The sequence below is a fragment of the Streptomyces sp. NPDC053426 genome (assembly GCF_055585405.1).
Map to the genome: position 1 here is coordinate 197,461 of NZ_JBVJKE010000005.1, position 25,415 is coordinate 222,875.

Genomic DNA, 25,415 nt, shown 5'->3' on the forward strand with positions numbered 1-25,415 from the left:
ATAGATCAGGCGGATGGAGCTGAGAGCGTTGCAGTACTTCGTGACCGTCGCCGAGGAGCTGCACTTCGGACGCGCGGCGCAACGGCTGGGCATAGTGCAGCCGGCGGTGAGCCAGCAGATCGCCCGGCTCGAACGCGAGCTCGGCGTGCGCCTGCTCGACCGCACCTCCCGCCGGGTACGGCTCACCCCGGCCGGCGAACGAGTGCTCGCTGCGGCCCGTAGGACCCTCGCTGCGGCGGCCCGGGTGCGGGTGGTCGCCGGAGAACCGGCGACCGTCCTGCGGATCGGGGTCGCGTCTTGCGTCACCCGACGGCTCGACCGGGCGGTGGGCCGCCTGAGCGCCGGAGAACGCCCCGCCGAACCGAAACTGGTCGACCTGCCGGTGGCCGCGCGACTCGACGCCGTCCGCGACGGCGAGCTGGATCTGGCGCTGGTGCGGGGCGCGCTCACCTCCTCGACGGTGACGGTGGTGCGCGCCTGGTCCGAGCCGCTGCACGCAGTGCTCGCGCGTGAACACCCCGCCGCCCGCAAGCCCGCGGTCAGCCTGCACGACCTCGATCCGTACGGTCTGCGGCTTCCCGCCCGCGACAGCGACCCGCCGATGCACGACGCGATCCTCGCCGCCCTGCCCGTGCCCCCGTTGCGGCCGCCTGCCGGGGACATGCTCAACGTGCTGTTCGAGGTGGGCCGGGACACCGAGAGCTGGACGCTGATGCCGGCCGAACAGTTCGACGGGTCCCGCTCCGAGCGGCTGCTGCGGATGCCGCTCGACCCGCCGGTGACCGTCGACGGCCACGTCGTCACCTCCCTGGCCACCCCGGAGCCGTGCGTGGCGTCGTACGTGGCCGCGTTCGCGGATCGAACCTCCGCCCCGGACGAGTAGGTCTTTCCAGGAAGGAACGCCGCACCCCGCCCCGGACCAACGGCGACGCGCCGGGCTCGGTCACCGAACCCGGCCGTGCTCAGCGCTGGTAGCGGGCCAGGACCAGGTTGCCGTCCTCCTCCAGCCGCTCGCGCAGCTCGTCGAGACCGATCGCGCCGCTGTAGTACTCCTGGAGCGCCGGGGTGGCGACCTTGTCCTTCCACTCGGGGTAGCCCCGTACCGTCTGCGCGGGGGCCGGGCGCAGGTGCGCGGCGAGGGCCGTGCCGGTGGCCCAGCCGTGTTCGGCGGTGTGCAGGGCGGGGTCGGCGAGGGCCCGGCGGCCGGTGGGGAGCATCCAGTCGCCGAGGGCGAGGCGGACCATGTTCCGCGGCTGGAGCAGGAAGTCGAGGAAGGCGACGGCCTCCTTCTTGTACGGGCAGTCCTGGGCGACGGAGAGGGTCTGCGGGCTGACGCCCTGGGTGAGTCCGCCGGTCCCGGCCGGAGCGGGCAGCACCCGCCACTCGAAGCCCTCCGGCGCCTGCTGGACGATCTGCTGACGGTAGGAGAAGCCGAGCGGCACCATCGCGTACTTGCCGGCGAAGAAGCCGGGCAGGGTGTCGGAGCCACCGCTGCCGAGCGTGGTGGGCGAGGCGCTGCGGTCGGTGTTCACCTGCTCGTGCACCGTGCGCGGGACGACCTCGTCGCCCTCCTCGAACCGCACGGTCACCTTGCCGTCGGCGCCCCGGTGGAAGAGCCGGCCGCCCGCGGAGAGGGAGAGGTTGAGGGTGGCGGACACGGGCTCCTTGAGCGGCCAGGCGACGCCGTACTTCCCGTCGCCCGCGAGCCGTTCCGTCACCTGACGGAACTCGGCCCAGCTCCAGGGGCGCTCGGGGGTCGGGACGCGGACGGCGGACTCCTTCAGCCAGGTGGAGTTGGCGATGAGCACGCGCGGTTCCTGGAGGAAGGGGACGCCGTAGACGCCGTCGTCGAAGGTGACGGTCTCCCAGCCGCTGGGCGGGATGTCGGACTTCAGCCGCTCGGGCAGCAGGTCCGTCAGGTCGGCCAGGTAGCCGCCGTAGGCGAAGTCGGCGAGGTCGTCGGAGGCGTCGTGGATGATGTCGGGGGCCTCGCCGCCCTCGAAGGAGGTGAGGAGCTGGTCGTGGACGCTGTCCCAGCTTCCCTGGACGTACTCCACCCGGACGTCCGGGTGCGTGGCGTTCCACTCCTCGACCAGTTCCTTGTTGGCCTCGACCGACTCCTCCTGCCAGGCCAGGGACAGAAAGCGCAGGGTGATCCGGCCGTCGTCGCGGGTGCCGCCGGAGGAGCAGCCCGCCAGGAGCAGGGCGACGGCGAGGGCCGCCACGAGGATTCTGGTCCGCATCAGCTCTTCACCGCCCCGGCGAGCATGCCGCCCGTGATCCGCCGCTGGATGATCGCGAAGACGACCAGGGAGGGCAGCGTCGCGAGGAACGCGGCGGCCGCCAGCGGGCCGAGGTCGGCGACTCCCTCGGCACCGATGAAGTGGGTGAGGACGACCGGCAGGGTCTGTTTCTCCGGGGTCTTGAGCAGGACGAGCGCGAAGAAGAACTCGTTCCACGCGGTGACGAAGGCGAACAGCGCGGTCGCCACGATCCCCGGCGCGAGCAGCGGCGCGGTCACCGACACCAGGATCCGCAGCCGCCCGGCCCCGTCGACGGCCGCCGCCTCCTCCAGCTCGGCCGGCACGGCACGGACGTATCCGGTGAGCATCCACAGGGCGAAGGGCAGCGCCCACACCACGTACACCAGCACCAGGCCGGGCACGGAATCGATCAGCCGCAGGTTCTTCAGCACCAGGAACAGCGGGATGATCAGCAGCACGAACGGGAACGCCTGGCTGACCACCACCCAGCCGGTCGCGGCCCGGGCGAGCGCGGTGCGGTGACGGGCCATCACATACGCCATCGGGGTGGCGACGACGACGGCGACGATGGCCGACGCGAGCGCGGCGAGCAGGGAGTTGAGGGCGGCCCGCAGCAGTGGCTGTTCGTCGAAGGCCTGGCGGAAGTTGGCGAGGGTGGGGTCCTGGGGGATCCAGGTCGGATGCAGACTCGCCAGCTCGGTCGGCGGCTTGAAGGCGGTGGAGAGCAGCCAGAGGAACGGGAAGGCGAGGAAGACCAGATAAGCGAGCAGCGCGGCGTACTGGCCGACGCGGGCGCCGGTGGAGGTCCTCATGCCTCGTCACCTCCCCGGAGCCGGCCGGCGAGGAAGACGGCCAGCGCGATCGAGATCGCGGCGACCATGACACAGCCCATCGCGGCCGCGTAGCCGAACTGCCCGTAGCGGAAGGCCTCTTCGTAGGCGAAGAGCATGGGCAGCCGGGTGCGTCCGCCGGGGCCGCCGTTGGTCAGGACGTAGACCAGGGCGAAGGAGTTGAAGTTCCAGATCAGGTTGAGCGCCGTGATGGCGAGGGCGACGGGGCGGATGGCGGGCCAGGTGACCGTCCGGAAGCGGCGCCAGGCGCCGGCGCCGTCGACGGCCGCCGCCTCGTGCAGCTCGCGCGGGGTGTTCTGGAGCCCGGCGAGCAGCGCGACCGTGGTCTGGGGCATTCCGGCCCACACGCCGACGACGATCACCGCGGGCAGGGCGGTGGCGAGCCCGCTGAGCCAGTCCCGGCCGTCCCCCAGGCCGAGGTCGCGCAGCGTCTCGTTGAGGAGGCCGGCGTCCGGGTTGTAGACGATCCGCCACATGATGCCGACGACGACCTCGGGCATCGCCCAGGGGACGATCGCCAGGGCGCGGGCGAGCCAGCGCAGCCTCAGGTCCTGGTGGAGCAGCAGGGCCAGGCCGAGCGCCAGCAGGAACTGCGGCACCGTCACCCCGACGGCCCACACCAGGCCGATGCGGAACGACTCCCAGAACAGGGTGTCCCGCAGCAGGTCCTGGAAGTTCAGGGTGCCGATCCACTGCGTGGGCTCGGTGCGCCCGGACTGGGCGTCGGTGAAGGCCAGCAGGATGCCGTAGAGCAGCGGGCCGACGCTGAGGACGAGGATCGGGATCAGCGCGGGCAGCACCAGGAACCACGGGCCGTGGTCGACGGCCCGCCCGGTTTCGCGGCCCGGGCCGGGCGCGCGGGGCGCCGGTCTCCTCACCTGGGTCACCGATGTCATGGAACCAGCCCCTTTGCGCGGCGCGGGTGGGCCAGGTCATGGTCGTGAAGGCGTCCTGCCTCGTCAAGGCACCGCGCACACCGCCGTCACCTGTGCGAATGCGACACTGGCCGACGGATGGCCGGATCCCGGCGGTCGGACGGGGCCGGTGATCGGGCGTGGACGGACACGGAGGCGGACGGATGGACGAGGCACGGGCGCGGGACGTACTCGCGGTGGCGGGGGTGCTGCCCGGCGCGGCGGCGGACGCGCGGCTGCTCGCCCTCGGTGAGAACGCGGTGTTCGCCGCCGGTGACCTGGCCGTCAAGGTGGGCCGCGACGCCGAGCTGCTGGAGCGGGCCCGCCGGGAGCTGGCCGTCGCGGGGTGGCTGGCGGAGGAGGGCGTGCCGGCGGTGCGGGCGGCCGAGCCGGAGGCGCTGCTGGTCGACGGCCATCCGGTGACCGTGTGGCACCGGCTGCCGGAGGCGGTGCGGCCCGCCGGGCCACGGGATCTGGCCGAACTGCTGCGGCTGGTCCACGCACTGCCCACTCCCCCCTTCGGGCTTCCGCCCCGCGAGCTGCTGGGCGGTGTGGAACGCTGGCTGCGGCTGGCGGGCGACGCGATCGACCCCGCGGACGCGGCGTATCTGCGTGAGCGGCGTGACGGCTTCGCTTCGGCCGCGGCGGCGCTGACGCCCCGGCTTCCGCCGGGCCCCGTCCACGGGGACGCGCTGCCCCGCAATGTGCACATCGGGCCGGACGGGCCGGTCCTGGTCGACCTGGAGACCTTCTCGGCAGACCTTCGCGAGCACGACCTGGTGGTCATGGCCCTCTCGCACGACCGCTACGGGCTGCCGGACGAGGCGTACACGTCCTTCACCGCCGCCTACGGCTGGGACGTGCGCGCCTGGGAGGGCTGCTCGGTGCTGCGCGGCGCGCGGGAGACCGCGAGCTGCGCCTGGGTCGCCCAGCACGCGCCGGGCAACCCCAAGGCGCTGGCCGAGTTCCGGCGCCGGGTGGCGTCACTGCGGGACGGGGACGAGACCGTGCGCTGGTATCCCTTCTGATCCGGACGGCCCCCCGGCGCGTCAGACCCGCTCGCCCGCCGGCTCCCGCAGCGGCCAGGTGCCGTCGATCACCGCGGTGGTGTCGCCCTTGCGGCGCAGGAAGTCCTGGAAGTCCGCCGCCCACGCGGCGTACCACTCGATCTGGCGGCGGTGCAGCTCCGCCGGGTCGAGGGCCGCGACCGCGGGGTGGCGGGCGGCTATCGCACAGGCCAGCCGGGCCGCCGCGAGGGCGTCGGCGGTCGCGTCGTGCGCCGCGTCGAGGACGACGCCGTACTCCGCGCAGACCGCTTCGAGGTTGCGCTTGCCGCGCCGGTAGCGGTCGACGGAACGGTCGATGGTGTACGGGTCGATGACCGGGCCGGGATCGGCGCCGCCCAGGCGGTCGCGCAGGGACGGCAGTCCGTACCGCCGCAGTTCGGCGGAGAGCAGGGACAGGTCGAAGGCCGCGTTGTAGGCGACGACCGGGACGCCCGCCCTCCAGTGGGCGGTGAGGACGTCGGCGATGGCGTCGGCGACCCGGTCGGCGGGGCTGCCCTCGGCGGTCGCCCGTTCGTTGCTGATGCCGTGGACGGCCACCGCGTCCTCCGGGATCGGTACGCCCGGGTCGGCCAGCCACTCCCGGCGGCCGGCCGGCTCCCCCGCCCTGACCTCGATCACGGCCCCCGTGACGATCCGTGCCTCGCGCGGGTCGGTACCCGTCGTCTCCAGGTCGAAGCCGATCAGCGGCTCCCGGTGCCAGCCCATGGGCTGTCCCCCTTCTGTGTGGTGCGTTCCCCCAGTGGTTCCCACCTTCGCACGCACCACTGACAATCGGAGGATCGTGTTCCGCTCACCGGCCCCGAGCCGGGGCGTTCACGACACCGGGCGCGAATCCGTCCACATCAGCTCGAATTCCTCGCGGTAGGTGGGGAACAGCCCGCCTTCCTCGACTTCGCCCGGCTTGACCACCTTGGTCCCGTTGCGCAGGACCAGCACCGGCGCCTCCATGCCCCGGGCCCGGCGCAGATGGTTCTGCACGACCGCGATGCCGTCCGACCCGTCCCCGTCCACGAGGTAGGCGGTGCAGCGGGGCGTCTCGTCGTAGACCTGGATCTCGAAGGCGCCGGGGTCGCGCAGCCGGGAGCGGACCCGGCGCATGTGCAGGATGTTCATCTCGACGCTGCGGCCGAGCTCGCCGCGCTTGAGGCCGAGTTCGCGCTCGCGGCGCTTGACCGCGCTGGAGGCCGGGTTCAGGAACAGCAGCCGCACCCGGCAGCCGGACTCCGCCAGCCGCACCAGACGCCGTCCGGAGAAGTTCTGCACCAGCAGGTTGAGGCCGATGCCGAGGGCGTCGAGCCGGCGGGCCCCGCCGAAGATGTCCTCGGCCGGGAACTGGCGCAGCAGCCGTACCCGGTCCGGGTGGACGGCGACCACGTCGGCGTACCGGTCGCCGACCAGGTCCTCGACCGCGTCGACGGGCAGCCGGCGCGCGGACGGCACGTCGCCGCCGGCGCCGAGCATCTCCAGGAGCCGCGCGGAGGCCCGCTCGGCCTGGCTGAGGACCGCCTCGGACAGCGCGCGGTTGCGGGAGACGACGTTGCGGGTGACCTCCAGCTCGTCCAGGGCGAGTTCGACGTCCCGGCGGTCGTCGAAGTACGGCTCGAAGCAGGGCCAGTGCGCCACCATCAGCTCGCGCAGCTGCGGCAGCGTGAGGAAGGACAGGACGTTGTCGTCGGCCGGGTCGAGCAGATAGCCCTTGCGGCGGCTGACCTCGCGCACCGCGACCGCGCGCTGCACCCACTCCTGTCCGGCGGGCCCGGCGGCGGCGACCACCCAGTCGTCGCCGTGCACGGGCTCGTAGACGGGCCGCAGCACGGCCGCCACGACCGCGCGCAGCCGCTGCTCGACGAGGTTCAGCCAGATGTAGGCGCGGCCGGCCCGCTGGGCGCGGGTGCGCACCTCGCGCCAGGCGTCGGCGCCCCAGTCCAGCTCCGGCCCGATCGAGCCCGCGTCCATCGGCCGTGCCAGGGACACCGCACCGGGCGGGACGTCCGTGGAACTGCTCCCCTCGTGACCGTCGTCACCAGGGGGGAGCTCCAGCCCTCCCGCGCCCACCCGCTTACCGCCTTCCGCTCCCCCGAGTACTCCCGTCCCGACGATCAAGGAGAGTACTCCGCCAGCGGCGCGCGGTGCAGCCCGATGGACAGGGTCGTTTCCCAACTTCCCGCAATCACTGGACCGTTCCGCCCGCAGCGCCCCCGGGAGTGAGCTGATTCATAGCGGGATGAGCGGTGGACACGGGTCATCGGACCCGGTGGGCCTGGGTAGAAGGTGGTTCCCGTCCGTTCGGGGAGACACGGAAACACTCGAAGCCAAGGCGCCCCACCGGCGCCGTACACCTGAAAGAGTCGTATCCATGCAGGTCTGGCCTGGCGAGGCGTATCCGCTCGGTGCCACGTACGACGGCGCCGGAACGAACTTCGCGGTCTTCACGGAGGCCGCGGACCGAGTGGAGCTGTGTCTGCTGCACGACGACGGCTCCGAGACCGCGATCGAACTGCGCGAGAGCGACGCGTTCGTGCGGCACGCGTACCTGCCCGGGGTCATGCCCGGGCAGCGGTACGGCTTCCGTGTGCACGGGCCGTACGCCCCCGAGCGGGGGCTGCGCTGCAACTCGGCGAAGCTGCTGCTCGACCCGTACGCGCGTGCGATCAGCGGGGAGATCGACTGGGGCGAGGAGGTGTACGGCTACCACTTCGACGACCGCGACCGGCGCAACGACCTCGACTCGGCGCCGCACACGATGACGTCGGTCGTGGTCAATCCGTACTTCGACTGGGGCGACGACCGGCGCCCCCGTACGGAGTACCACCACACGGTGATCTACGAGGCCCACGTCAAGGGTCTCACCATGCGCCACCCGGGGCTGCCGGAGGAGCTGCGCGGCACCTACGCGGCCCTCGCGCACCCGGCGGTGATCGAGCACCTGACCGAGCTGGGGGTGACGGCGCTGGAGCTGATGCCGGTGCACCAGTTCGTCAACGACCACCGCCTGGTGGACATGGGCCTGAACAACTACTGGGGCTACAACACGATCGGTTTCTTCGCCCCGCACAACGCCTACGCGTCCTGGGGCGACCGGGGCCAGCAGGTGCTGGAGTTCAAGTCGGCGGTGAAGGCGCTGCACGAGGCCGGGATCGAGGTGATCCTGGACGTGGTCTACAACCACACCGCCGAGGGCAACCACCTGGGTCCCACGCTGTCCCTCAAGGGCATCGACAACCCGTCGTACTACCGGCTGACCGACGACCCCCGGTACTACATGGACACGACGGGCACGGGGAACTCCCTGCTCATGCGGTCCCCGCACGTACTGCAGATGATCATGGACTCGCTGCGGTACTGGGTCACCGAGATGCACGTCGACGGGTTCCGCTTCGACCTGGCGGCGACCCTCGCGCGGCAGTTCCACGAGGTGGACCGGCTGTCGTCGTTCTTCGACCTGGTCCAGCAGGACCCGATCGTCTCCCAGGTGAAGCTGATCGCCGAGCCGTGGGACGTGGGCGAGGGCGGCTACCAGGTGGGCAACTTCCCGCCGCTGTGGACCGAGTGGAACGGCAAGTACCGCGACACCGTGCGGGACCTGTGGCGGGGCGAGCCGCGCGCGCTCGCGGAGTTCGCCTCCCGGCTGACCGGCTCCTCCGACCTGTACCAGGACGACGGGCGCCGCCCGCTGGCCTCGATCAACTTCGTGACCTGCCACGACGGCTTCACGCTGCACGACCTGGTGTCGTACAACGACAAGCACAACCAGGCCAACGGCGAGGACAACCGGGACGGCGAGAGCCACAACCGGTCCTGGAACTGCGGCGCCGAGGGCGGGACCGACGACCCGGACGTGCTGCGGCTGCGGGCCCGGCAGATGCGCAACTTCATCGCCACGCTGATGCTGTCCCAGGGCGTGCCGATGATCAGCCACGGCGACGAGGTGGCCCGCACCCAGCGCGGCAACAACAACGCCTACTGCCAGGACAACGAGCTGGCCTGGCTGGACTGGCCCGCGCCCGGCGAGGGGGAGGACGGCGGGGAGGACCCGCGCCGGCGGCTCCTGGAGTTCACCCGCGCGATGGTGTGGCTGCGCAAGGACCACCCGGTGTTCCGGCGGCGCCGCTTCTTCCACGGCCGGCCGGTGGAGGGCACCCACGACGACCTCTCCGACATCGCCTGGTTCACCCCCGAGGGCGCGGAGATGACCCAGCGGGACTGGGACTCGGCGCGGGCGTCGGCGCTGACGGTGTTCCTCAACGGCAACGCGATCTCCGAGCCCGGGCAGCGCGGGGAGCGCATCACCGACGACTCGTTCCTGCTGATGTTCAACGCCTCGCCGAAACCGCTGGACTTCGTGGTGCCGGTCGACCACGGCCGGCAGTGGCAGGTGGTCGTCGACACCGCCCGCGCGGACGGCGTCCCGCCGGGGACCGGGCCGAAGGTGACGGCCGGCACCCGGCTGACGTTGACCGACCGCAGCATGACGGTGCTGCAGCGGCCGGCGTAGGCGGGCGCGCGGCCCCTTACGTTTTCCGCCCCCGAACGGAGGAGTGATGACACGAGAAGCGGCCACGCGGGTACGTACGTTCCCATGACCCCTGAGCGACCTGACCCGGCGGTGCCCACGGCCACCTACCGGCTGCAGCTACAGCCCGGCTTCCCGTTCCGGGCGGCGGCGGACGCCGTACCGTACGTGGCCTCGCTCGGCGCGTCCCACCTGCACCTGTCCCCCGTCCTGGAGGCCGTGCCCGGCTCGCAGCACGGCTACGACGTGGTGGACCACACGCGCGTGCGCGAGGAGCTGGGCGGCGAGGAGGGCCTGCGGGAGCTGGCGCGCACCGCGCGGGAGCACGGGCTCGGCCTGGTCGTGGACATCGTCCCGAACCACATGGCGATGTCCCCGCGCCACAACCCCGCCCTGTGGGAGGTGCTGCGCGACGGCCCCGCGTCGCGCCACGCGCGGTGGTTCGACATCGACTGGGAGGCGCAGGGCGGCCAGGTGCTGCTGCCGGTGCTCGGGGGGCCGCTCGGCCAGGAGGCCGAGCACCTGAAGACCGACGGCGACGTGCTGCGCTACTACGACCACGCGTTCCCGCTGCGCGAGGGGACGGCCGGGCTGCCGCTGCCGGAGCTGCTGGACGCGCAGTGGTACCGCCCCGTGTGGTGGCGCCTGGCGCGGACCGAGCTGAACTACCGGCGGTTCTTCAGCATCTCCGAGCTGATCGGGGTGCGGGTGGAGGACCCGGAGGTGTTCGAGGCCACGCACGCCAAGATCCTTCAGCTGCTCCGGGAGGGCGTGTTCGACGGGCTGCGCGTCGACCACCCCGACGGGCTGGCCGACCCCGACGGCTATCTGCGGCGGCTGCACGAGGCCACGGGCGGCCGCTGGACGGTGGTGGAGAAGATCCTCTCCGACGGGGAGCCGCTGCCCGCCTCCTGGCCGGTCGCCGGCACCACCGGCTACGACGCCCTGCGGCACGTGGACGGGCTGTTCACGGACCCGGCGGGGTTCGGGGAACTGCTCGGCCGGTACCGGCGGTTCGCGGCCCCGCAGACGGACCGGGGCGGCGACTGGGACGCCACGGTGCGGCGGGCCGCGTACAAGGTGCTCACGCACGAGCTGGCCACCGAGATGGACCGGCTGACCCGGGTGGCGGGCCGGCTGTGCGCGACCGCCCCGGAGACCGGGCTGCGCGACCGCGCGCCCTGGGCGCTGCGCACCGCCCTGCAGGAGCTGCTGGTACGGCTGGAGGTGTACCGCCCCTACGCCTCCGTGGACGCGGCCGGTGTCGTCACCGAGGAGGCCGCCGCCGAGGCCCGGCTCGCCTTCGCCGTCCCCGAGGAGGCCGGGGCGGTGGACGTCGTACGGGACCTGGTGCTCGGGCGGTACGGGGACGGCGCGGAGTACGTGGAGTTCCGTACGCGGTTCGCGCAGACCGCGTCGGCGCTGCGGGCCAAGTCCGTGGAGGACACGGCGTTCTACCGCTATGTGCCGCTGCTGTCGGCGACGGAGGTGGGCGGGAACCCCGGTGACCCGGCGGTGTCCCCGGAGCGGTTCCACGCGTACTGCGCGCGCGTGCAGCGCGACTGGCCGTCGACCGGGACGGTCGTCTCGACGCACGACACCAAGCGCAGTGCCGATGTGCGGGCGGCGCTGCAGGTGCTCACCGAGTGCCCGGAGCGCTGGGCGGACGTCCTGGCGGAGGTCACCCGCGCGGGCGAGGGCGTGCCGGACGCGCAGCTGGCGTGGGCGGCCTGGCAGACGGTGTTCGGGCTCGGCCCGGCGGAGGAGGAGCGGGTGCGGGAGGCGCTGCTGAAGCACGTGCGGGAGGCGGGCCTGTACACGAGCTGGACGGAGCAGGAGCCGCCGTACGAGGAGGCGGTGGCGCGGTTCGTGGCGGCGGGGCCGTGCGGGGTGCCGGGCGAGCGGGTGGCGGCGTTCCGCGCCTCGCTGGAGGCGCACATCCGGGCGAACGTACTGGGTACGGCGCTGGTGCAGCTGACGATGCCGGGGGTGCCCGACCTCTACCAGGGCACGGAGCACGAGTACCGGGCGCTGGTCGACCCGGACAACCGGCGGCCCGTGCGGTTCACGGACGACGGGAGCGACGGGAGCGGCAAGGAGGCGGTGACGCGGGCGGCGCTGCGACTGCGGGCGCGGCGGCCGGACGTCTTCGGTGACACGGCCTCGTACGAACCGCTGTCCGCCGAGGGGCCCGCGGCGGCGCACTGCCTGGCCTTCGTGCGCTCCGGCGAGGTGCTCACCGCCGTGACCCGGCTGTCGCTGCGGCTGGCGGAGGCGGGCGGCTGGCGCGACACCCGCCTGCCCCTGCCACCGGGACGGTGGGCCGACGTGCTGGAGAGGGGACGGGAGTTCAGCGGGCACGCGCGCGTGGCGGAACTGCTCGGGCGCTCACCCGTGGCGCTGCTGGAGCGGCTCCCGGACTGAACGCCCTTGACACCGCCTCCCCGCCGTGGGGTACTGCGCAATGCGGATTCGGGTGGTGTGACGGGGGGTGGGTCCGCTGCTGGAGCTGCGCTATCCGACGGTGGCCGAACTGGTCTCCGCCGCCCGCGCGCTGGCGGCCGGGTCGCCCGGTCTGTGCGTCCTGCGGCAGGTGGGGGTCTCCCGCGCGGGCCGGCCGTTGCACCTGCTGTCCGTCGGACACGCGCGGCGGGCCGTGCTGGTGGTCGCCGGCGCCCACGCCAACGAACCGGCCGGCGGGGCCACGCTGCTCGCGCTGGCCCGGCGGACGGTTCGGGAACGGGAGCTGCGCGACGGCACGTCGTGGCACTTCCTGCTGTGCGCGGACCCCGACGGGGCGAGTCTCCATGTGACGCCGGCGTCGCGCAGTCTGTACGACTACCACCTGGGGTTCTTCCGTCCCTCGGGGCCGGAGCAGCCGGAGTGGGCGCCGTCGGTGCTGCCGCCCGGCCGGCTGCCGCCCGAGACCCGGGCGCTGACCGGGGTCATCGACGAGGTGCGGCCCTATCTGCAGGTGTCCCTGCACGGCACCGATCTGGGCGGCAGCTGGGTGCAGTTGACGAGGGACGTGCCCGGGCTCGCGGAACCGTTCGCCAAGTCGGCGGCGCAGCTGCACATTCCGGTGGAGACGAGCGCCTCGGACGCGGCGGGCTGGCCGGCGTCCGGCCCCGGGGTGCATGTGATGCCGGTGGCGGAGGCCGCCCCGGCCTATCCGAGCCTGACCGACGACGCGCGGCGCAGCACTTGGTACCACGCCCACCGGTACGGCGGCCTGACGGCGGTGATCGAGGTGCCGATGTGGGCCGGCGACCTGGTGGACGACACGGCTCCGGACCCGGACCCGGACGCGGAGCTGCGCCGTCTCGCGGACCGGCTGCTGCGGGACGCGGGTGAGGTGCGGCGGGTGCTGGAGGAAGCGCGGCGGGGGGAGGGGGACGGTCCGCTGCTGCGGGCGGCCGTCTGGGGGCTGGAACTGGTGCCGGGGCTGGCCGCCGACCTGGTCCGCACGCCGCCCGTGGACGGTACGCGGGCGTACGTGGGGAGCGTGGACGCGTTCGTGCGGCGGGTGCCGTTGAGGGCGGCGGCGATGTCGCGGCGGGCGCTGCGGGAGAGTGACGCGGGGGCGGCGGCTCGGCTGGAGGGGCTGGTCGCGCGCTGGAGTGACGCGTTCGCCGGGCGCTTTCGGGCTCGGTGGGTGCCGGTGGAGCATCAGGTGGAGCACCAGTGCCGTACGGTGCTGGTGACTGCGCGCCAGGCGCGCGAACAGGCCCCCTGACGTAGCTCGGCTCCCCCAGTGCCTCAAGGGCCTGGGGGTGCCCCCAGGGCGGCACGGGTGGGCGCGGCGGCACCCGCCGGGGCGCCGGGGCGCGTACCTCCCGAACGGGCCGCGAACCGGCGCGCCGGTCCAGGTGCTCGCGCGTGTCGGTGCTGGGCGGGGGGTACTACGCAGCCCGGCGATGACGGGGTGCCGTCGCGCCCACCCGTGCCGCCCCAGCGGCACGTCTGCCCGCGGGAACGATGGGAGCGGGAGCCCGCGGGAACGCGGCGAGCGAGTACCCGCGGGAACGATGGGAGCAGGAGCCCGCGGGAACGCGGCGAGCGAGTACCCGCGGGAACGATGGGAGCGGGAGCCCGCGGGAACGCGGCGAGCGAGTACCCGCGGGAACGATGGGAGCGGGAGCCCGCGGGAACGCGGCGAGCGAGTACCCGCGGGAACGGTGGGAGCGGGAGCCCGCGGGAACGCGGCGAGCGAGTACCCGCGGGAACGGTGGGAGCGGGTGCCCGTGGGAACGCGGCGTGCGGGAGTCTGTGGCTAGGCGATTGTGAAGATCGAGCCTGTTCGGGCCGTCATCGTGCAGGTGTTCGGGAAGGTTTCCGTGTAGTCGATGGGGCGGCCTCGCCACATTCCGTCGGCGTGGGCGGTGACCGGTGCGTAGATCATCGGGCAGACGACGCCCTCCCTCGGCGGGATGTCGGCGATGCGGCCGTCCGCCGCCGTCAGTTCCGCGCAGGCGTCGGTGGCGTGCCGGTGGCCCCGGGGCGGATCGCACCGCAGCATGGTGCCGTTCTCCCCGGTGGACGGCGTCTCTCCGGGAGTGACCGTGAGCATCAGCCAGCTGTCCTCGCCGGAGTGCCCGCCCCCCGCCCGCGCGGGGGCCGCGCACGCGAGCAGGACGAGGGCGGCGAGCAGTCCCGCCCGTACCGCTTTCCATGAGATGTGCGTCATTCCCGATGCATCGGCACGACGGTGTCCGGACCCCACCCCGGCTCACCCGAACGGAAGGTTCCGCGGCCGGCCAGTTCGAACGCGGCGAGGACCACCCGCGCCTGGTACTCGGCCTGGCGCGCGACCGCGATCCAGCGCGCCCCGGACACCTCCCGGAAGTCGGCGCACCGCGCGTCGATGAGCCGGTCCAGCTCCGGCAGCGCCCCGGCCGGGTCGCGCCCGGCGCGCGTCACCAGTTGGTGCAGCAGCCCGGCGGTGCGCACGGCCAGCCGCCGCCCGGAGAGGCGCAGCGCGGCGAGGCGGGCCGTGGTCATGGGCGGCAGCGGATGAGCAGAATCGTTCCCGCAGTCGGGGTCCCACGCGTCGGCGAGCCCCGGGCAGACCAGGAGGTAGTCGTCGACCGGGGCGAGCAGCCGCGCCGCGTCGGGGACGCCGGTGAGGTACGGCCGTATGCGGGCCGTCAGGCCGGCCAGCAGTCGGGTGTCCCGGCGCAGGGTGCGGCTGACCGACCGCAGCTCCGCCTCCACGCCGGCGTGCGGGGAGCCGTCCCCGACGGCCGCCACGCCCCACATGGGCGCCTCGACGACCGCGGTGACGGTGCCGTGCCGGTGCGGGTGGAACCACGTCGACTCGACGGCGGCCTCGGTGATGGCGGCGGCGAGGTCGCGGCGGTGCGGGGGCGGGATGCGGTAGACGGCGGGACCGAGTCCGGGCCAGTACAGGGCGTCGTAGGCGCCGAGCTCGCGCGGGACGCCGAGGCGGGCGGCGATGCCCGCGACCCGCCGGTCGAGGCCGGGCAGGTCACGGGTGAGCTCGACGAAGCCGCCGCCGACGTCGACGCCGTGCAGGGAGCACTGGAGGAAGGGCCGCAGTTCGTCCTGGAGGGCCAGCAGGGCTCGGGTCTCGGGCAGCGCCGCTGCGGCGGCGCCGTCGGGCAGCCATTCGGGTTGTTCCAGGAAGCCGGGCCGGAAGAAGTTCCGGAAGTGGTGGCCCAGGGTGTACGGGCCGGTCAGCCAGCGCTCGTTGCGGCGCAGCCCGTCGGGATCGAGGCAGAGCAGCAGGTTCCAGGTGGCGTCGGCGCCCTCGGTGAGCCGGGGGTCGGCCAGGGCGCGCTCGGCCAGGCGCAGCACGGTGGCGCCGCCCACGGGTTCGTTGGCGTGCGGCCCGGCGACGACGAGGGCCTGGCGGCTGCCGTGGCCGACGCTGAGCAGCCACAGGGGGATGCCCGCGCGGGAGGCGCCGACCCGGCGCAGCCGGGCGTCGCGGGGGTGCCGGGCGACGAGGGCGGCGGCCCGCGCGCCCAGTTCGTCGACGGTCGGGTAGTGCGGGAGGGGCGGCAGGGCACACCTCCACGAAGTGGTGCCGTCGTTTCACCGGGAGTGCAGGGCGTACGCACAGTCAGTCACGACTTCGGGGGTACGTCAACACCGCGACGATCGTGGGGATTTCGCCAGAGACCCGGCGGGGACCCGCCGGGGTCAGCGCGCCGCGAGCCGGTAGGTGATCTGCCCGAAGCCGATCTGGTCGCCCTCGCGGACGACGGCCGCGCCGACCACCCGACGCCCGTTCACCGTGGTGCCGTTGGTGGAGCCGAGGTCCCGCAGCACCCAGAGGCCGCCCTGGTGGCGGAGTTCGGCGTGCACGCGGGAGACCGTCTCGTGGCTGAGCCGCAGTCCGCTGCCGGGATCGCGGCCTATGCGCAGGGGGTACCCGCTCGTCGGGTGCGGCAGCAGCAGCTTGGGGAGCTTCTCGGCCTGCCAGGCCCGGCGCAGCCGCACGGTGAACCCGGATACGGCCTCCACGCTGCCGAACACCAGGCGGGAGAAGCGGCTTTCCCGCGGGAGGTCGGCGATGAGCGCGGCGAGTTCGTCGGAACGGCGCGCCACGAGCGCGAGTTCCATGCGCCGGACGAACGTGTCGTGGGACAGGCGGCCCATGGCGACGCCGTCCCGCAGCACGCTCAGCGCCTTGTCGCGCTCCGCGTCGGAGAGCCGCGCGGGGTACGTGTGGAACTCGAAGGACGACGTCACGCCGCCGATTGTCGGTCAGTGACGGCCGGGCTGTCCAGAAAGCGGGGAAACGGCCGCACGCGTGGGCGTGCCCGGCGACACCCGCCGCAAAAGGGCGGATCCCCCGGCGAATTGATCTCCCATGGCGCACGATGGACGGACTACCTCACGGTGAGCAGACGAAGGGGAACCGTCCGTGCAGTTCGAGGTGTGGGCACCACAGGCCGGCCGAGTGACGCTCGAGTGCGACGGCGTCACGCGCGCGTTGGAGCGCGATCCGCAGCGGGAGGGGTGGTGGCGGGGGGAGGCCGAGGCGCACGACGGCTCCCGGTACGGCTTCGCGCCGGACGACGGCCCCGTCCTGCCCGATCCGCGCTCGCGCCGGCAGCCGGACGGTCCGGACGGCCTGAGCGCCGTCGTCGACCACGACCGGTTCGACTGGCGTACGGAGTGGGCGGGACGCCCGCTGCCCGGCGCGGTGCTGTACGAGCTGCACGTGGGCACGTACACGCGCGAGGGCACCTTCGACGCCGCCGCCGAGCGGCTCGGCCATCTCGCGGAGCTGGGCGTGACGCATGTGGAGCTGATGCCGGTGTGCCCGTTCCCGGGCCGGCACGGATGGGGGTACGAGGGGGTCTCGCTGTGGGCGGTGCACGAGCCGTACGGCGGACCCGAGGGGCTGAAACGGTTCGTCGACCGGGCGCACGCCCTCGGCCTGGGCGTCGTCCTGGACGTCGTGCACAACCACCTGGGGCCGTCCGGGAACTACCTGCCGCGGTTCGGGCCGTACTTCACGGACACCCATCACACCCCGTGGGGCGCGGCGGTCAACCTGGACGCGCCCGGCTCCGACGAGGTGCGCGCGTTCCTCGTGGAGAGCGCGCTGGCCTGGCTGCGGGACTACCGGATCGACGGGCTGCGCCTCGACGCGGTGCACGCGCTGGTGGACACGCGCGCGTGCCACTTCCTGGAGGAGCTGTCCGGGGCCGTGGACGCCCTCGCCGCCGACACCGGCCGGCCCCTGTTCCTGATCGCCGAGTCGGATCTGAACGACCCCAGGATCATCAGGCCCCGCGCGGAGGGCGGACTCGGGCTGCACGCACAGTGGAACGACGACTTCCACCACGCCCTGCACACCGCGCTGACCGGTGAGGCGCAGGGCTACTACGCCGACTTCGCGCGTGCCCCGTTCGCGGCCCTCGCCAAGACGCTCACCGGCGGCTTCTTCCACGACGGGACGTACTCCAGCTTCCGGGGCCGGCGCCACGGCCGCCCCCTGGACCGCAACCGGGTGGCCGGACACCGGCTCCTCGGCTACGGCCAGACCCACGACCAGGTCGGCAACCGCGCCCAGGGGGACCGGCTGGCCGCGCTGCTCTCCCCCGGGCTGCTGGCCTGCGCGGCGGCCCTCACGCTGACCGCTCCCTTCACGCCCATGTTGTTCATGGGCGAGGAGTGGGCGGCGGGCACGCCCTGGCAGTTCTTCACCGACCACACCGACCCGGAGCTCGCCAAGGCGGTGAGCGCGGGCAGACGGCGGGAGTTCGCGGCGCACGGCTGGGCCGAGCAGGACGTGCCGGATCCGCAGGACCCCGCCACCCGCGACCGCTCCTGCCTGGACTGGTCGGAGCCGGAACGCGAACCCCACGCGCGCGTGCTGTCCTGGTACCGGCTCCTTCTCGCCCTGCGCCACGAACAGCCGGACCTCACCGACCCCGACCTCGGCGACACCAAGGTGGCCTACGACGAGGAGCACCGCTGGCTGGCCTTCCGGCGGGGGGACGTCCGGGTCGCGGTGAACCTCGGCCCCGAGCCGGCGGCGATCCCCCTGGGCGTCCCCGACGCACGCGTCCTCGCGGCGTGGGAGCCGGTGGAGACCCCGGGCCCGGACGGGGTGCTGCGGCTGCCCGCGGAGTCGGCGGTGGTTCTGGCACAGGAGTGACAGCCGCGGCTACGGGGCTTCGTCGCCGCCGCCGAGGTCCGTCACCCGTTCCAGCATGATCGGCTCCCAGGCGCGGCGCAGCCGGGCGCGCAGGACGGGCGGCGGGGCGGTGCGGCCGGTGAGGGCCTCGGCGAGGTGGTGGACGGAGTCGCAGCGGGCCAGCCACAGGCCGCGCAGGCAGGGGCGGGCGCCGTAGCCGGCGAGGGTGGCGGCGCGTACGGCGGCCGGGGCGCCGACGGCGAGGGCGAGGCCCGCGATGTCCTCGGCGGGGTCGCCGACCACCGCCGCGTCCCAGCCCAGGACGCCCCGTACGCGGCCGTCGGCGCTCACCACGAGGTGCCCGCCGGTGAGGGCGTGGTGGACGAGGACGGCCGTGCCGGGCTGGGCGGCGAGCTGGACCGCGGCGGGCTGGGTGAGCCGGCTCAGCCGGTCCGGGTCGAACTCGTCGGCCTCGGCGAGCCGTCCGGCGGACTCCTCGGCGGCCCGGCGCAGGGCTTCCAGGGAGCGCGGGGGGACGCGCAGCACGCCGAGCGTCTCCGCCTGCCGCACCGGCACCTCCCGCAGCCCCGTGAGCAGCCCGGCCAGGTCGGTCTCGCCGACGGCGGAGACGCGGTGCTCCTCCGCCGTCCCGCCGGCCAGCCGGGTGTCCAGGACGCAGAGCAGGCCGGGCGCCCACTCGCCGTGTGCCACGGTGGACGGCAGCGCGACCGGGACGTGCGGGCGGACGAGGTCGCGCAGCCGCAGTTCGCGGCGGCGGCGCACGCTCGCCTCACGGTCCGGGGCGAGGCGCAGCACATGGCGGGTGCCGACCCACCAGGTGGCGGGCTCGGCGCCCGCGGCGACGGGCCGGACGTCGGGTCCGGCGGCGGACTGCGCGCCGCCGCCGTCCCCGCCCTTCCCGCTGTCCTTCAGCAGGGAGCGGGCCAGTCGGCGGACGGTGTCCGCGGTGGGTGTCGGTGCCTGGGTCATGATCGCGCCGTTGCCGTTCGGGGAAGCAGGGAGGGGACGGTTGGAGCCGTTCATTCCACTATGACCATCTCCCGCGCGGTGTTGTTCAGCCGCCGTCCGCCGTCCTCGGTCACGGTCACGATGTCCTCGATGCGCACGCCGAACCGGCCGGGCAGATAGACGCCGGGTTCGACGGAGAAGCACATGCCGGGGACGAGGGGCTGCTCCTCGCCCTCGATCATGTAGGGCGGTTCGTGCGTGGTGACGCCGATGCCGTGCCCGGTGCGGTGGATGAAGTACTCCCCGTACCCGGCGCCGGCGATGACCGCGCGGGCGGCGCGGTCGACGTCCTGGCAGGCGGCCCCGGGCCGCACCGCGCGGAAGCCCGCCTCCTGCGCCTCGCGCACGAGGTCGTGCACCCGGCGCTCCTCGTCGGTGGGTTCCCCGACGTGGACGGTGCGGGAGGTGTCGGAGCCGTAGCCGTCCTTGAGGCCGCCGAAGTCGAGGACGACCATGTCGCCGCGTTCGATGACGCGGTCGCCGATCTCGTGGTGCGGGTTGGCGCCGTTGGGTCCGGAGGCGACGATCGTGAAGTCGACCTGGGAGTGGCCGAACCGGCGCAGCAGGGCGGCCAGATCGGCCGCGACGTCGGTCTCCCGACGGCCGGCGAAGGCGACCTGCCTGATCTCCTCGAAGGCCGCGTCCGCGGCGGCTCCGGCGGCGGCCAGGAGCTCCAGCTCCGCCGCGTCCTTGACGGCGCGGAGCATCGGCAGGGCCTCGGTGAGGGAGGCGTACGAGGTGCCGGGCAGCGCCTTCTGCAGGCCGAGCAGGTGCATGGCCCAGGCGTTGTCGCTGATGCCGAACCTCCCGCCGGTGTCCAGCAGGGCGGCGGTGGCGGCGTAGGGGTCCTTGCCGTCGGTCCAGTCGCGCAGGGTGAGGGCGGAGGCGCCGGGGGCGTGTTCGGCGTCCGGGGCCTCCAGGGTGGGGACGACGAGCACGGGGTCCCGGCCGGCCGCCAGGACCAGCAGGGTGAGCCGCTCGGTGACGGCGGTGGGGGTGTAGCCGGTGAGCCACACCAGGTCGGGGCCGGGTGCCACGAGCAGTCCGGCGAGCCCGGCGTCGGCGGCCTGCCGCGCCGCGCGCTCCATGCGGGCCTCGTAGTCGTCGGCGGTGAAGGACACGGGCACGGCGCCGGTCATTCGGGGTCCTCCCAGGGGGGACGGCAGGTTACGGGCAGCATCCTGCCCGGCGGGCGGGGGTGACGCGAGCCGGTTCGCGGTGTTCACCCCGCGACCCACCACAACTAATGGCCGGGCATTGCCCTCCCATTACATCTAATGGTTTGATCTCATCGAACCGTTAACAGGCACATCGGGGAGGCATACGGTCGTGCTCGTACTCGCGCACATCAGCGATCTGCATCTGGACGGAACCGCGCGGGCGACGGAGCGCGCCCGGCGGGTGCGGGACCGGCTGTGGGAGCTTCCGGTCCCGCCGGACGCGCTGCTGGTGACCGGGGACATCGCGGACCACGGCACCGAGGCCGAGTACGAGGAGGCCGCCCGTCTGCTGGGGCTGCGTGACGGGAGCGCCCCGTTCCCGGTGCTGACCTGCCCGGGCAACCACGACAGCCGGGAGCCGTACCGCAAGGCCCTGCTGGGCCGGCCGGCCGCCGACGGGCCGGTCAACAGCGCGCATGTACTGAACGGCGGCGCGGTGCTGATGTGCGACTCGAGCATCCCCGGCCATGACGACGGGGAACTGGACGCGGAGACCTGTGCCTGGATCGAGTCGACGCTCGACGGACTCGACGACGGTCTCCCGGCCCTGCTCGCCTTCCACCACCCCCCGGTGCCGCTGCACCACCCCCTGCCCGATTCCTTTCCTCTGCGCGCCCCGGAGCGGCTGGCCGACCTGCTGGCACGCCACCCCCGGGTCGCCGGGCTGATCACCGGTCACGCCCACACCCCGGCCGCCACGACGTTCGCGGGCCGCCCGGTGCTGGTGGGACCGGGCGTGACCTGGACGCTGCGGCTGCCCTGGGAGGGCGAGCGGATCGCGGACCGGGACGCCCCGGTCGGGCTCGCCTTCCACGTACTGGACGACGAGGGCCGGCTCACCAGCCACTTCCGCGTGGTCATGTGACGATGCCGGGGACGGCCGTCAACTGCTGGTAGCCGCCGCCCCGGCGGCGCACCGTCAGTTCCACCTCGTCGCCCGGGCGGGCACGGGCGACGGCTCGTGCCAGGTCTGCGGCCGAGTCGACACGGGTGGCGCCGAAGGCGAGGAGGACGTCACCGCGTACGAGACCGGCCGAGGACCCTGGTCCTGGCACGTGCACGGCGACGACCAGCGCCCCGGGTCTCCTGTCGTCGGCCACCTCCACGCCGAGCCTGGTGACCACGGGCACGGACGGGGCGGACCGCGGTGCCGCGGACGGGGCCGGAGCCGGGGTCGGGGCCGCTCCGGTCTGCCGCTTCGGCTCGGCGAGCCCGCCCGCGCCGACGACCGTGGCCCCCACCGCCCCGAGACCGGCCCCGGACAGCACCAGGACCACCCCCGCCAGCACCCCGAGCAGCACGGCCGTCAGCCGTCGCCCGCGCCGCCGTTCGGGCCGCCGGGCGGGCGGGCCGGGGTCCGGCCCGTCCGCGGATTCGCCACCCCCACCCCCGCCCCCGTCGCCGGGCATCGGCCTGGGCCGCAACGCGGTCTGTTCCATGGTTCGCCTCCGGCGGCAGTACAGGCTGGGAGGATGGGGTGTGACGGGCTGGGTGTCAGACGAGGACCGGTGGTGCCGGTGAGCGGTCCGGGAGGAAGCCGTGGACCCGGCCGGACAGGTACTCGTCCTTGTACCGGTCGACGCTGCGGTGCCAGTTGAGGATGCCCGCCATCCAGTTCCGCAGGTCCGTCACGTAGCCCCGCATGATCGCCCGTGCCTCGTCCGAGAGCTGGAAGTCGTCGTAGACGACGGGCAGTTCGTGCTCCACGACGTGCTCGAACTGGCGCATGCGCTGGTTCATCAGGTCCTGCACCACGGGCAGCGCGGTCGGATAGTCGACGCCGAAGAAGTTCTGCACCACGAGGACCGCGTTGTGCATCTCGCCCTCGAACTCGATCTCCTTCTGGTAGGAGAAGACGTCGTTGAGGAGGCACGCGTAGTCGATCGCCGCGTTCTCCAGGGAGCGGACGGGACCGCTGCGGTAGACCTCCGGCGGCACCGCCGGTCCGTGTCCGGCGCGGCAGAGCCCCAGGGTGAGGTCGGAGCCGAAGGTGGCGCGCCGCATCTCCAGGTAGTCCACGGGGTCCGGGACGCGGTTCTGGATCTGGTTGGACAGCTCCCACACCCAGGCCTCGGTCATCGTGTCGACGGCCGCCCTCAGGGGGCGGCGCTCGTCGGGCGTCATACCGGCCGTGGTGCGTGCCCACAGGTCGATCAGGGACCGTTCCATGGCGTTGACGGGCGGCGGCGGGACCTCGCCGGCGTCGAGGGGCATGCAGGCCGACAGGCGGGCCGTGGTCAGCCGGGCGGCGGCCAGATCGCGGCGGTGGCCGTAGACGAGCGGGTAGTAGTCGTCGCCGTAGGTGCCGAAGGCCAGCCAGCCGGAGGCGAGGTCGAGCTGCTCCTGGGTGGCGTCCGGGTCGAGGCCCGCCGCGCACAGGGGCAGGTCGCAGCTCTCCAGCTTGTCCTCGTCCCAGACGCCCTCACCGAGGATTCCCATCCGCCGCGACCACTCCAGCAGGTGCCGCCGCGCGCCGTCGAGGGCGGGGCTGAGCTCCAGCGGGAACGGCATGCGGATGTCGGGGATGATCGACGGGCCGACCTTCCGGAACGGCACGTGCGTGTGGGCGCGCAGCCTTTCGGCCCCCGCGCCGGCGAGGAGCGCGCCGACGTCGGCGGCGGACGTCCCGGGGCCGGACGGGGACTGCCAGGGGGCGGCGGACCGCGCGCCCTCGTTCATGTAGCGGCTGGAGCGCAGATGCCATTCGTGGCCGCCGGACTGCCAGTCCTGCAGGCCCTTGGTGTACGCCCCGACGGCCGCGGTCTCGGCCGGGGTGAGCCCGTTCTCCAGGGCCACGGCGGGGACTTCGGTGAACGCGGTGTGCTCGAACTGGTGGAGCCGTGAGGTGAGGACGTCGTTGACGATGTCGGCGGCCTCCTGGGTGGTGCAGCCGAAGAAGGTCTCCAGGACGAGCACGCCGTTGCTGAGTTCGCCCTCGTCCTCGACCTCCCGCTGGTAGGAGAACAGGTCGTTGCGCAGGTGCACGGCGTCGGAGAAGGTCTCCATCAGCACCCTCAGCGGCCTGGTCCCGGCGACGGCGGCGGGCACTTCGGCGGTCGCGTACTCCACGAGCCCGGCCGACCAGGGGGCGCCGCCCACCTTGCGGCGCATCTCGATGTACTCGACGGGGTTGGCGATCCGCCCCTCGTTGATGTTGGACAGCTCCCACATCGACTCGTTGAGGAGGTGTTCGGTGGCGAGGGCGAACCGGCGGCGCCAGCCGGCGGACATCGCCGGCACGGTGCGCGCCCACAGGTCGGCGAGGCCCGCCTCGACCGGGTTCTCCGGTTCGGGCACGGGGGCCGCCGGGTCGAGCGGCATGAACAGCGGCAGCCGGTCCAGGTGGGCCTTGCCCGCGGCGCGGTCCTGGGTGCGTTTGAACTTCTCCAGGAAGTGGTCGTCGAAGAAGAAGACCCACACGTACCAGTCGGTGATGAGCGACAGGGCGGGCCCGTCGCAGTCGGGATGGGTGTAGGCGCAGAGCAGGCCGTAGTCGTGCGCGTCGAGGTCGTCCTGCTCCCAGACCCCGCTGCCCTCCAGCATGCCCATCTCGCGCGCCCACCCGGTCGAATGGGCGCGGGCCTCCTCGACATGCGGGTTGAGCCGCGCGGGATGCGGCATGTAGAAGTGCGGGAGTTCGAACGGCTGCGTCATGGCCGGGGGCTACCCGCGGCCCGGTGGCGGCATCCACCGGGCCGGGCATGATCACACCATCGCGTGAACCGTGCCCCGTACGGGAGTCGCGGACCCTATGTCCGGACCTGGATCAGCGCGTGGGTGCCGCTGGTGCGCCAGCGCTGTTCCTCCGCCGCGACCAGTGCCGCCTCGGTGCCGGCGGTCAGTCCGGTGATCACGTCGGACTTCAGGGTGCGCAGGGCGGCGACCGGGCCCGGGAAGTAGGCCGTGACCTCCGCGAAGGGGGTGGTCGGGGGCCAGTACCGGTCGCCCACGAGGCGACGGTAGTTGAGGTCGCCCTTGACGACGGTGAGCGCGGCGGCGGCGAAGTCCGCGCGGAGGTCGTCCGGCATGTCCTCGTACGGCAGCGGCGAGCAGGAGAACGGGTGGGCGCGGAGGGTGAGCCGGCCGTCGGTGAGGGCGGCCCACAGGCCGCGGCCGTACTCGGCCGCCACGCCCTTGGCGTCGGTGAGCCGGCGCACCGCGTCGATCACGTCGGCGGTGGTGGCGTCGGAGACGTAGTACGGGTACGGCTTGACGTGCAGCACCGCCCGGCCGATCCGGCCGCGGGCCAGCAGGTGGGCGACGAGCAGCAGGTCCGGGACGAGTTCACGGCCGGCGTTGTCGGCGACCAGGCACAGCGTGCCCGCGGAGGAGGTGCCGAGCAGCGGCCACAGCCGTTCGCCGTCGTCGGCCACCAGCGCGGGGACGGCGGCCGTCTCCTCGGCGCCCTCGGCGGACAGCCGGAAGCCGAGGTCGGCGCGGTTGCCCCACAGGGAGCCGTGCAGCAGGGCGCGGGCCCGCTCCTCCTCCGGGCGGCCGGCGAGGTCGTCGAGCGCGGCCAGTTCCTCGTCCGTGGCGGGCGAGTCGAGTTCGGCGAGCTTGGAGGGGCGGAACGGGTCGATGCCCTGCCAGGGGCCGGGGGCGAAGTAGCCCACCGCGTGCAGCAGTCGGCGGTAGAACCAGCTCTCGGACCACAGCCACGGCACGTCGTACCAGGAGCGGCCGGCGTAGGTGTCCATTCCCCAGGTCTCCCAGTGCCGCCGGTCGTGCGCGTCGGCGGGGAGGGGTTCGATCACGCCCCGGGTGCAGTCGGCGAGCAGGGCGTCGAGCGCGCGGTGCTGCCAGGGCTCGTACGGGAAGGCCTCGCGCACCTGCCGGATGATCGCGGGGTGCCGCTCGGCCAGCACGCTGTGGGGGAAGGTGCCGGGTTCGTCGGCGACGATCACGGGTGCGGTGGGGTGGTCGGACATGTGGCTCACCGT

General features: G+C 73.7%; 20 protein-coding genes. 7 read left to right on the forward strand and 13 right to left on the reverse strand.

Going from position 1 to position 25,415, the window contains the following annotated elements:
• Window positions 1–13: 13 nt before the first annotated feature.
• Window positions 14–883, forward strand: a complete 870-nt coding sequence (locus tag ACZ62B_RS12690; RefSeq protein ID WP_469690200.1) for a LysR family transcriptional regulator — start codon at window positions 14–16, stop codon at window positions 881–883.
• A gap of 79 nt (window positions 884–962) precedes the next feature.
• Here the strand turns inward: ACZ62B_RS12690 and ACZ62B_RS12695 are convergent, their stop codons facing one another.
• From ACZ62B_RS12695 to ACZ62B_RS12705, 3 genes are read right to left on the reverse strand one after another with little or no spacing between them, the layout of a single operon-like run.
• On the reverse strand, window positions 963–2,243 hold the full coding sequence (locus ACZ62B_RS12695) for an ABC transporter substrate-binding protein (RefSeq protein ID WP_469690202.1): 1,281 nt from the start codon (window positions 2,241–2,243) through the stop codon (window positions 963–965).
• The gene (locus ACZ62B_RS12700; RefSeq protein ID WP_469690204.1) at window positions 2,243–3,076 is read right to left on the reverse strand and encodes a carbohydrate ABC transporter permease; all 834 of its coding nucleotides are present in this window, start codon (window positions 3,074–3,076) and stop codon (window positions 2,243–2,245) included. The genes ACZ62B_RS12695 and ACZ62B_RS12700 overlap by 1 nt, the downstream gene beginning before the upstream one ends.
• Complete coding sequence (locus tag ACZ62B_RS12705; protein WP_344556477.1) at window positions 3,073–4,011, reverse strand: carbohydrate ABC transporter permease; 939 nt, start codon at window positions 4,009–4,011, stop codon at window positions 3,073–3,075. The genes ACZ62B_RS12700 and ACZ62B_RS12705 overlap by 4 nt, the downstream gene beginning before the upstream one ends.
• Before the next feature lie 182 nt (window positions 4,012–4,193).
• Between ACZ62B_RS12705 and ACZ62B_RS12710 the strand changes: the two genes are divergently transcribed.
• The gene (locus ACZ62B_RS12710; RefSeq protein ID WP_469690207.1) at window positions 4,194–5,057 is read left to right on the forward strand and encodes an aminoglycoside phosphotransferase family protein; all 864 of its coding nucleotides are present in this window, start codon (window positions 4,194–4,196) and stop codon (window positions 5,055–5,057) included.
• A 21-nt stretch (window positions 5,058–5,078) separates the two neighbouring features.
• Here ACZ62B_RS12710 and ACZ62B_RS12715 read toward each other — a convergent pair whose 3' ends face one another.
• A complete protein-coding gene (locus tag ACZ62B_RS12715; RefSeq protein WP_344556481.1) occupies window positions 5,079–5,801 on the reverse strand; it encodes a 3'-5' exonuclease in 723 nt (240 codons plus the stop codon).
• 108 nt (window positions 5,802–5,909) lie between these two features.
• A complete protein-coding gene (locus tag ACZ62B_RS12720) occupies window positions 5,910–7,151 on the reverse strand; it encodes an SAV2148 family HEPN domain-containing protein (protein WP_344556483.1) in 1,242 nt (413 codons plus the stop codon).
• Between the two features lie 301 nt (window positions 7,152–7,452).
• Here ACZ62B_RS12720 and glgX point away from each other — a divergent pair, with 301 nt between their 5' ends.
• From glgX to ACZ62B_RS12735, 3 genes are all read left to right on the forward strand, one after another.
• The gene (glgX, locus tag ACZ62B_RS12725) at window positions 7,453–9,591 is read left to right on the forward strand and encodes a glycogen debranching protein GlgX (protein WP_344556485.1); all 2,139 of its coding nucleotides are present in this window, start codon (window positions 7,453–7,455) and stop codon (window positions 9,589–9,591) included.
• A gap of 84 nt (window positions 9,592–9,675) precedes the next feature.
• Window positions 9,676–12,033, forward strand: a complete 2,358-nt coding sequence (gene treY / locus ACZ62B_RS12730; RefSeq protein WP_469690210.1) for a malto-oligosyltrehalose synthase — start codon at window positions 9,676–9,678, stop codon at window positions 12,031–12,033.
• Window positions 12,034–12,100: 67 nt separating this feature from the next.
• Window positions 12,101–13,345 (forward strand): M14 family zinc carboxypeptidase, encoded by a 1,245-nt coding sequence (locus ACZ62B_RS12735; protein WP_469690213.1) that lies wholly within the window; start codon window positions 12,101–12,103, stop codon window positions 13,343–13,345.
• 537 nt (window positions 13,346–13,882) lie between these two features.
• On the opposite strand, the gene ACZ62B_RS12740 is transcribed toward ACZ62B_RS12735, so the two are convergent.
• The 3 genes from ACZ62B_RS12740 to ACZ62B_RS12750 form a co-directional block, all read right to left on the reverse strand.
• Window positions 13,883–14,296 (reverse strand): SSI family serine proteinase inhibitor, encoded by a 414-nt coding sequence (locus ACZ62B_RS12740; RefSeq protein ID WP_344556487.1) that lies wholly within the window; start codon window positions 14,294–14,296, stop codon window positions 13,883–13,885.
• Complete coding sequence (locus ACZ62B_RS12745; protein ID WP_344556655.1) at window positions 14,293–15,636, reverse strand: M14 family zinc carboxypeptidase; 1,344 nt, start codon at window positions 15,634–15,636, stop codon at window positions 14,293–14,295. Before ACZ62B_RS12745 ends, ACZ62B_RS12740 begins: the two co-directional genes overlap by 4 nt.
• A gap of 138 nt (window positions 15,637–15,774) precedes the next feature.
• The gene (locus tag ACZ62B_RS12750) at window positions 15,775–16,326 is read right to left on the reverse strand and encodes a DUF1707 and FHA domain-containing protein (protein WP_344556488.1); all 552 of its coding nucleotides are present in this window, start codon (window positions 16,324–16,326) and stop codon (window positions 15,775–15,777) included.
• Between the two features lie 175 nt (window positions 16,327–16,501).
• Between ACZ62B_RS12750 and treZ the strand changes: the two genes are divergently transcribed.
• Complete coding sequence (gene treZ / locus ACZ62B_RS12755; RefSeq protein ID WP_469690215.1) at window positions 16,502–18,247, forward strand: malto-oligosyltrehalose trehalohydrolase; 1,746 nt, start codon at window positions 16,502–16,504, stop codon at window positions 18,245–18,247.
• Window positions 18,248–18,256: 9 nt separating this feature from the next.
• Here treZ and ACZ62B_RS12760 read toward each other — a convergent pair whose 3' ends face one another.
• Entirely contained in the window at window positions 18,257–19,216 is a 960-nt protein-coding gene (locus ACZ62B_RS12760; RefSeq protein ID WP_469690217.1) for an aminoglycoside phosphotransferase family protein, read from the reverse strand.
• Window positions 19,217–19,266: 50 nt separating this feature from the next.
• Window positions 19,267–20,394 (reverse strand): aminopeptidase P family protein, encoded by a 1,128-nt coding sequence (locus ACZ62B_RS12765; protein WP_468720558.1) that lies wholly within the window; start codon window positions 20,392–20,394, stop codon window positions 19,267–19,269.
• 190 nt (window positions 20,395–20,584) lie between these two features.
• On the opposite strand from ACZ62B_RS12765, the gene ACZ62B_RS12770 reads away from it, so the two are divergent.
• On the forward strand, window positions 20,585–21,340 hold the full coding sequence (locus ACZ62B_RS12770; protein ID WP_469690218.1) for a metallophosphoesterase: 756 nt from the start codon (window positions 20,585–20,587) through the stop codon (window positions 21,338–21,340).
• Here ACZ62B_RS12770 and ACZ62B_RS12775 read toward each other — a convergent pair.
• The 3 genes from ACZ62B_RS12775 to ACZ62B_RS12785 all read right to left on the reverse strand — a co-directional run bounded on the left by ACZ62B_RS12775 (window position 21,333) and on the right by ACZ62B_RS12785 (window position 25,403).
• Entirely contained in the window at window positions 21,333–21,914 is a 582-nt protein-coding gene (locus ACZ62B_RS12775; RefSeq protein ID WP_344556496.1) for a PDZ domain-containing protein, read from the reverse strand. The genes ACZ62B_RS12770 and ACZ62B_RS12775 overlap by 8 nt on opposite strands.
• 55 nt (window positions 21,915–21,969) lie before the next feature.
• A complete protein-coding gene (gene cyc2, locus ACZ62B_RS12780; RefSeq protein WP_469690220.1) occupies window positions 21,970–24,129 on the reverse strand; it encodes a germacradienol/geosmin synthase Cyc2 in 2,160 nt (719 codons plus the stop codon).
• Between the two features lie 95 nt (window positions 24,130–24,224).
• Window positions 24,225–25,403, reverse strand: coding sequence for a damage-control phosphatase ARMT1 family protein (locus ACZ62B_RS12785; RefSeq protein WP_344556500.1), 1,179 nt, complete (start codon window positions 25,401–25,403; stop codon window positions 24,225–24,227).
• Between the last annotated feature and the right edge of the window lie 12 nt (window positions 25,404–25,415).